The 8096-nt window shown below is 66.1% G+C and carries 7 protein-coding genes; 3 read left to right on the top strand and 4 right to left on the bottom strand.

Translation table 11 applies throughout. From position 1 onward, the window contains the following. The first annotated feature begins 364 nt into the window (after nt 1-364). A complete protein-coding gene (locus ACFXKG_RS05375) occupies nt 365-1618 on the top strand; it encodes a hypothetical protein (RefSeq protein WP_384832628.1) in 1254 nt (417 codons plus the stop codon). A gap of 141 nt (nt 1619-1759) precedes the next feature. Beyond that, on the top strand, nt 1760-2377 hold the full coding sequence (locus ACFXKG_RS05370) for a GIY-YIG nuclease family protein (RefSeq protein WP_384832625.1): 618 nt from the start codon (nt 1760-1762) through the stop codon (nt 2375-2377). Nucleotides 2378-2499: 122 nt separating this feature from the next. On the opposite strand, the gene ACFXKG_RS05365 is transcribed toward ACFXKG_RS05370, so the two are convergent. Beyond that, complete coding sequence (locus ACFXKG_RS05365) at nt 2500-2718, bottom strand: hypothetical protein (RefSeq protein ID WP_384832622.1); 219 nt, start codon at nt 2716-2718, stop codon at nt 2500-2502. 60 nt (nt 2719-2778) lie between these two features. Further along, complete coding sequence (locus tag ACFXKG_RS05360) at nt 2779-3312, bottom strand: hypothetical protein (protein WP_384832619.1); 534 nt, start codon at nt 3310-3312, stop codon at nt 2779-2781. Between the two features lie 110 nt (nt 3313-3422). Here ACFXKG_RS05360 and ACFXKG_RS05355 point away from each other — a divergent pair, with 110 nt between their 5' ends. Beyond that, nucleotides 3423-4916 carry an ISL3 family transposase gene (locus ACFXKG_RS05355; protein ID WP_384832616.1) on the top strand — a complete coding sequence of 498 codons (1494 nt, stop codon included), beginning with the start codon at nt 3423-3425 and terminating at the stop codon, nt 4914-4916. Nucleotides 4917-5804: 888 nt separating this feature from the next. Here the strand turns inward: ACFXKG_RS05355 and ACFXKG_RS05350 are convergent. Next, complete coding sequence (locus ACFXKG_RS05350) at nt 5805-6287, bottom strand: GNAT family N-acetyltransferase (protein WP_384832613.1); 483 nt, start codon at nt 6285-6287, stop codon at nt 5805-5807. Next, entirely contained in the window at nt 6184-8082 is a 1899-nt protein-coding gene (locus ACFXKG_RS05345; RefSeq protein ID WP_384832608.1) for an ABC transporter ATP-binding protein, read from the bottom strand. The genes ACFXKG_RS05350 and ACFXKG_RS05345 overlap by 104 nt, the downstream gene beginning before the upstream one ends. Nucleotides 8083-8096: the final 14 nt, after the last annotated feature.

Genomic DNA, 8096 nt, shown 5'->3' with positions numbered 1-8096 from the left:
TTAATCCCACAAACCCCCCCCCCTGGCACAACACCCCCCCCTTTTCTCAAACCCGCCGGCCCCCCCGCGGCCCCGGCCGGGGGGTGGTGGGGGGGCCCCTGCCCCCCCCCGGCCCCCCGACGGCGCTGAAGTGAGCGCGGCCTCTTCAGCCGGGCGTTGACTGGCTATGACGTCGTCAACCGGACCCAGCGTGACGGCCCGAAATGGCCCCACTTTGTGAAGACCACCGACGGGTGATGGGGCCGTGGGAGTGACGCTTAATGCCCCACGACCTCACGGAAGTCGTGATTCTGTTACTCCAAGCGCCACTGTCCAGCACTGGGGCGGGGTGGCGGTCAGGTTCAGGCGTGAGGAGAGGTCAGAGGTGAACGAGGAGAGGTTCGGCGAGATGGCGGGCCAGCTCGCTCGGGCCAGCTTGGATTCGTGGCGCGCGGGTAACCGAGCCTTCGCGGTGCTGCATTGCGGCATCGGGTGCGAGCACATTCTCAAGGCCCTCTTGTGCCGCCACGACCCGCTTCTCATCTCAGAGAAGGGCGACCGGGCCCACCGCTTCCATGCCCTCGGATTCGGAAACGCGCCAGGAGTCAAGCCGCTGGCCGAGGCTCGAACCATCGGCATCACGGAAGCGTTCAGGGACGCGACGGTCTTCATGGACGGACGTATGCCCCTCGACGAGCGCGGCTTTCACCTGGTCGCCGCATCACGCAACGGCGTTGCTCATTACGCGCACCACAGTGAAGAGTCTGCGGCCGAGGTCGTCAAACTCGGTCTCCAGGTCATCGAAGCCGTACGCGCCGAACTGTGCCTCGACTCCTCCACCTTCTGGGGCGAGTACCAGTCCGTCTTCACGAGCCTGGACAAGGTCGCCGACCTGCCGAGCCAGAAGGGCCAGAGCGACCGGCCGGCCATCGAAAGAGCGACCGAGCAACTAGCGTTTCTCCAAGCCCAGAAGGTCTTCAGCGAGCTCACCACAGCCGCCCGGACGGCTCAGTCGGTCATTTCATGGTGGGCTGAGGCACGGCACGCCGACGTCCAGGAAGCTGTAACCCGCACGACCTTGAGCGCAGCCCTGCTCACCGCCCTCGACTCCGCTGGGGACCGGATAAGGGATGCTGCGAGAGAGCTTCTCGTCGCCTACGACATAGTCCCCTACACCTTCCCGCTCGAAGCTCCGCCCAGCCCTTCCGAGATCGAGCAGCGGGCGCGGACCGCAGTGATGGTGAAGGTTGTACTCGCATCGAGCGTGGGCGCCGCCATCCGTCGCGTTCACAACGACTTCCCTGCCTTGTTGATCGCGCCGATCCTGGCTGAAGTCAGCGCTTCAGGGCGTCTACTGGAAGACGCCCTAGCGAAACCCGGCACACGCCGCTGGTGGCATAGCTGCCCGGCCTGCGGATACAGCGGCAACGTCTACGGTGACCTGGAGCCCAGGGGCTGCTCCTGCGAAGGAGAGTGGGACACCTGCCCGCACGACGACCGGAACGAGGGGGTGGGAAGTATCCAGTCGTTCCTCTGCCCGTTCTGTGGGCTACTTCTGAATCACAGCCCTGAGCTGGCGGCGGCCGGTGTCGCGCCCGAGACGGCAGTGCCCTTGGACGTGTCACCGGCGAGTGGGTGACATAGAACCACCGCCTTGCGCCAGGACGACGTGCAAGATCCGCCGGACAGACCCTAAGCGTCACGAACACCAATGTCAGTGGCATCGGCGACGATGGCCCCGCCCGGCACCACACCATCCCTTGGTCTGAGAGGACTCCTCGTGGCCCAATCCTTCACCGTGCAGCTGACCTTCGGCAGCCACCGCATCGAGAACGTCACCTTGCAGTGGGGGGTTGGGATGGGCGGCGATACGCGAAGGGACGCTCCCAGCTGGGGCACTGACATCGAAGTCCCGGCTGTGATTGAACTCCTCGATCTGATTACAGCTGGAGCGATCACTGCCGAGCAGGCCCGAGACAAGCTGGACCGTCTGACAGTCGCAATCAAAGAGCGGATGGATCGCGAGTATGAGGAGATGATCGAACTGATGGAGCAGCCCACGCCTCGTGCGGTGCGCGAAAAAATGCGCTTCGATGACCGGTGGGTGTATGCCATATCGACCGACGGCACCCCTGGCTCAGTCAAGATCGGCGTTGCGAAGGACATAGCCCTGCGGATCAAGTCGTTGCAGTCGGGCTCCGCGACCAAACTGGAACTTCTCTGGAGCGCTCGCGGTGGGTTCCCTCTTGAGCGCTACCTGCATGAGCAATTCAACGCCAGGCGCACCCACGGGGAGTGGTTCGACTTCGAAAGCTGTCCCGACCCCGTCAAAAAGATCAACGAGGCCGCTCACGCCTTCCTCCAGCAGTTCGCCGAGGAAGGTTCCACAAACCCCTAAGTCCACTGGACTCGTGCATGCCCCCGCGGTGGACTGCTTCATAACGTCGGTGGTCTTCACAAAGTGGGGCCATTTCGGGCCGTCGCGCTGGGGCCGGTTGACGACGTCATAGCCACGTTGACCTACCTCTTCTTCGGGAAGAAGTGCTCGAGTAGCATCCGCAGAACCTCGCGGGCGTCCTCACGCCGCTTCTCGTCACGGAAGCACAACGCGGCAATGGCGACACCCGCTACGAGGAGAAGAATGGCCACGGGGACTGCAAGGGTGGTGGTCGCTGCCATCATTGGAGCAACGAGGGCGAGAAACGAAGCGGCCAGCAACATCAGGGACTTGAACAGCACGACGGGACCCCTCCAGGGGCTCGGCGTGCCACCGCCACTCAGTCCGAGCTGAGTCTGCAACTAACTGCTGCCGGCTTCCTCATGAAGATGTCGGGCACGGTGGCCGACGCATTGCCATTCCGGCTTCAGCATCGTGCCTTCCATGCCTGGCGCCCAGTTTAGTGCGCGGGCCTTGCCCTTGCGCATGTATTCCTCAAAGCGCGGGCGCAGGATCTTGAAATCCAGGCACAGATTCACGCCTTTGATGACTCCGCCCTCGAACCGCTCCGCGAGTCCCGAGGTGCCCTCACCGGACCGAGACGACAGATACGCGACGTCCTTTTCATAGAAACGATCACGGCCGCGAGTCGGGCAGCTCGGCACCTCGCATGCCCCGTTGAAGTCATGCGGGACAAGCGCCTGCGGAAAACCGTCCTTAACTGGGATGACCATCAGGCAGTAGTCCCCGCCTCTGGGCAGCGCCAGCGCATGGGCTCGCACCTTGCCGCACCGGCCGCCCTTGGCCCCACAGCGAATCTTGAACGCGACCGTCACTTCCAGCTCACCAAGCTGGATCTTGGAACCGGGCTTCCATGCCTCCCCGACGATCACCAAATCTGGCTCTGTCGACGATCTTGTGATGTCTTCCGTCTGAACTGGGCATCTACCGGGTGTGCGATTCAGGGAATTTGGGGCGGTTGCTACCGCATTTGTCGGGTGTGGTCATGGAGTCCGTCAAGCGGGCGGCCGGGGTGGTCACGCTTCGTACGTCGTGCCGGACGCTCCCGGCGAGATGCACGACGTGCGCGATGCCGTCGTGGCGGGTGCACGGCCGGTACATACGGCGGCTCGCTGACGTTCCCCTTGGTGGCGCCCCGGTTGTGATCGAATTGATGGTCCGACGCTTCAAGTGCCTCAACTCCCGGTGCGCGGCAGCGACGTTCGCCGAGCAGGTCCCGGGGCTGACCAGCCCGCATGCCCGGTACACCCCGCTGCTGCGTGCGGTGCTCAGCTCGATCGCGCTGACGTTGGCGGGCCGTCCCGGGGCACGGCTCGCCGGCGCGTTGAGCGTCCGTGTCGCCAAGGACACCCTCCTGAAGCTCCTACGCACGGTCCCCGAACCGTCCCCGTCCCAGGTCAGGGTGCTGGGGGTGGACGATTTCGCACTGCGCAAGGGCAATTCGTACGCCACCATCCTGATCGATCTGGAGGCCCGTCGGCCGCTCGACGTGCTGCACGGGCGGGACGCCGCCCCGCTGGCCGCCTGGCTGCGCGGGCATCCCGAGGTGGAGGTCATCTGCCGGGACCGGGCCGGCGCCTACGCGGAGGGCGCCCGCGCCGGCGCTCCGCAGGCCATGCAGGTCGCAGACGGGTGGCATCTGTGGCGGAACCTCGCCGAGGCCCTGGAGAAGACGGTCGGCGCCCACCACGGCTGCATCCGTGCCGCGTTCGCAACGCCCCGGGTCATCACGCAGCCGACCGAGGAGGACCAGGTCACGAAGGAGCCGCCCGGCGTCGAAGCCGTACGGTTTGTAGCGCCGGACGGGACGCTCGATCTTATGGGGCGTCCCCGGCGCCTGGTCATCCGCACCACGGAACGGTACGAGGCAGTGCAGCAACGGCTGGCCGAGGGAAAAACACTGCGCGCGATCGGCCGGGAACTACGGCTCGACCACTCCACCGTGCGCCGCTTCGCCCGCGCCCGCAGCCTCGACGAACTGCTGGTCAAGGCCACCAACCGCGCAACCCTCCTGGACGACTACAAGCCCTACCTGCACCAACGGTGGATCGACGGCTGCCACGACATTCCCCAACTCCATCGTGAAGTACGAGAGCAAGGATTCACCGGAGACGTCCAGTGCGTCCGCCGCTACTTCCGCCCGTTCAAGAAGCCCCACAGCCCTCGGCCCAAGCATCCACCCGCACCCCCTCCCGAACGCCGGCCAGCGCCGAAACCCCGCCGTGTCATCCGTTGGATCATGACGAACCCCGGGCATCTCACCGAGACCGACGCGGCTGAGCTCAAAGAGATCCGGACCGCCTGCCCCGAACTCGACGCCGCAGCACGGCACGTCCGTGACTTCGCCAACATGATGCGTGACCAGCACGGCCACCAACTGCCCGCCTGGATGGACCGCGTCCTCGCGGACGACTTGCCCGCCCTTCACTCCCTGGTCAACGGCCTGCTCCGCGACCTCCACGCGGTCACCGCCGGCTAATCCACCTCATGGAGCTCAGGCCAGGTCGAGGGACACGTGACACGCGTCAAACTCCTCAAGCGCATGGGATTTGGCCGGGCCAACCTCGACCTCCTCCGCATCCGCATACTCCACAGTCCATGACCTCATCAGCATCACAAGATCGTCGACAGAGCCCGAAATCTCCTCCCCGTCGCCGCCCAGGATTCTCCCCCGTCACGAGTCGAATCGCCACCAGCTACTCACCCATACGAGCGACAGGCAGCGCACCTCCACAGCACGTCCCGGACATGTTCGCTATGTTCAGTTGCAGGTCACACCCCATGAGCAAAGCCCCTTGGCCGGAAAAGTCCAGCAGATGCAGGCTGTAGAGGACCACGGCGATGATGTCGCGGATCGCGACGTCATCCCAGCAGTTCTCATCGACGGCGTGGCGCCCCACAGCCAGCGCGGCGGTAGCGCGGTGAACGCACTGCTCCCAAGCGCCGTCGCGTCGCCCGATCCCCTCGGCCCGTCCATCAACAGCTCCTCGCCGTTGTGTCGCCGATTCGGTCCACCTTGTCACTGCCGGGCTTCAGAAGCGGACTCTACTGAGCGATCCACGGACACCACAGAGCCGCAGTCAGTGCCGGTTCCCGGCGATCGCCCGGCACCGAACTGCCGCCTCAGGCGTTACGCGTGTGCCTGGGAGTGGTTCAGGGTGTGTCTTCTGGAACTGACTACACCATGGTGCTGACTGGCGACGCCGCCATCAGGCACGATCACAGGCCAGCCAATTTCGTCGACAAGCCGCAGCCCAGACATGAAAATCACGATCTACACCTGGAGCACTGACCGATCTCGGCATACCTGGCGCTGCCGGAGCGCACTTGATCACGTGAGTATGAAGCCGGAAGGCGTGCTCTCGCGTCACGGCAACGGGCGTGTGAGCCAGACCACTTCACCGTTGTCTTCCATGGAAACGTGATCCCGCTCGAAACCGAGCTTCCCAAGGACACGGAGCGACGGTGTGTTCCACGCGCCGACGGTCGACCAGAGCCGCTTCCGCCCGGTCGCGATAGCGGCATTGAGCACCGCGCCGGCCGCCTCGGTGGCGTGGCCACGCCCATGCGCGCGCTGGAACAGCTCATACGCGATTTCAGGCTCCTCCACAGTAGAGCGGCCGATGATCAGCCCGCAGTAGCCGATGAAGTCGCCTTCGTCACGGCGCCAGCCGCTCGGTCTCAAGGTGGAACGGCATCGTGTCGTACCTTGTCCCACGAAGCATCGCAGATCTACAGATGGAGTGCTAAGCGTGCGGCGTGGCACTCGGCGCCACAGAGGGGATGCCAACGTCAGAGCTACTGGCGTAGGTGTCGGCTTGAGCGCGCCACATTGCGGCATAGCCGCCATCGCGATTGATCAGGGAGTCGTGTGTTCCCTCTTCGGTGATCTCGCCGCCGTCGAGGACGATGATGCGGTTGGCGGCGCGGGTGGAGCCGAGTCTGTGGGTGATCAGGATGACGGTCCGGCCCGCGCTGAGGTTCCGGATGCGCTCGTAGACGGCTTCCTCGGCCAGGGGGTCGAGTGCTGAGGTGGGTTCGTCGCAGATCAGGACTGGGGCGTTGCGGTAGAAGGCGCGGGCGGCTGCGATGCGCTGCCATTGACCGCCGGAGAGATCGCGGCCGCCCCACCAGGAGGGGGCGAGGTTGGTGTCCAGGCCATCGGGCAGGGAGTTGAGGACGGTGTCCGCGCCGGCTGCTGTTGCGGCGGCGGTGATGCTGTGGTCGTCCTGGTCGCCTTGGCCGAGGGTGATGTTCTCGCGGGCGGTAACGGGCCAGCGGCCGAAGTCCTGCGGCAGCATGGCGAGGTGGCGCCAGAGCTGTTCGGGGTTGGTGCGGGCAATGTCGGTTCCGTCCCAGGTGACGGTGCCGGTGGTGGGGGTGTAGAGGCCGGCGAGAAGTTTGGCGAGGGTGGATTTTCCGGAGCCGTTGGCGCCGACGATTGCCAGTACTTCGCCGCGGCGGACGCTGACTCTGATGTTCTTCAGGGCGGGCAGTTCACTGCCGGGGTAGTGGAAGGTGATGTTCCTTGCTTCGATTACCTCGGGGTTGGCAGGGATGGGCTCCGGGTGTTCGGGCAGGCGGGTGCGGGTGGCGGTGTCGGTGAGGAAGTCGTCCCAGTCGCCGAGGTAGAGGCCGGTCTTGTAGGTGGTGTTGGCGCCTTGGACGAGGCCGATCAGGAGGCGTCCGCTGGTCTGGACAGCGATGAAGGCGGTACCGGCGGCGGCCGGGGGGATGCGGCCGGTAGCGGTGAGCCACAGCAGGGCGGCGTAGACGCCGCCGGTGGCGGTACCGGCGGCGGCGTCACCGAGGAGCTGGTAGCGGGCCGTGGTGCGTCCGACGGCGGCGGCGGCGTCCTCCAGGCGAGCTGCCACATCCCGGAATCGGCGCAGTAGCCAGGCCCGGAGGGTGTAGGCGCGTACCTCCAGCGCGTTCTCCCGGCTGGAGGTCTCGAAGATCACGGAGTGTCGTAGACGCCGGTCGGCGAGGGTGTGCCGGTCGGCGAAGTATGCGGCGCGGGCGGCGCGGACGGCGGACCAGCCGCGGGGAATGACGGCGAGCAGCAGCAGGGGCAGGAGTACGGGGTGGAGCTGGGTGAGGATGCCTGCCGCCGCGAGGATGGACAGCAACGCGGTGGTGACCGAAGTCAGTGCTTCCACCATCAGGTGTACGTCCTTGGCGGCACGGGAGGCCGCTTCCGACTGGTCGGACCAGGCCGGATCGTCGTACGCCGCGAGCGGGACCCTGGTGGTCGCTTCCAGGTAGCGGGTCTCTGCGATGCCGTCCACGCGCGGGCCGATGCGGGCGGTCGTGGCGACGGTGAGCGCCGCAACGAGGGAGCGGATGGAGGCGGAGAGCGTGACGACGATCAGCCCGGGAAGCGCTTCGCGTACCCGTTCGCCGGTGGGCCCGGCCGCCAGCAGCGGGGTGAGGGCGCTGGTGGTGGCGTACAGGCCGAGCGCGGTGACCGCTCCGGAAACCAGTTGGAGCAGACAGGTCAGCATGACGGCGCGAGGAGCGGCCTGCCAGGCCAGTCGGACGGCGATGCCGGACAGGCGGGGCAGGCGCCGGGCGATGGTCCACCAGGGCACATCGAGCGCGTCGTCGTGCCGCTCGCCGCTGACCGTGTACCGGGGGATGGTCACGGCCTCTGGTACAC

Source organism: Streptomyces sp. NPDC059255, from assembly GCF_042752355.1.
Taxonomy (GTDB): Bacteria; Actinomycetota; Actinomycetes; order Streptomycetales; family Streptomycetaceae; genus Streptomyces.
Note: the sequence above shows the minus strand (reverse complement) of the source record. Positions and strands in the feature narration are given on the sequence as shown.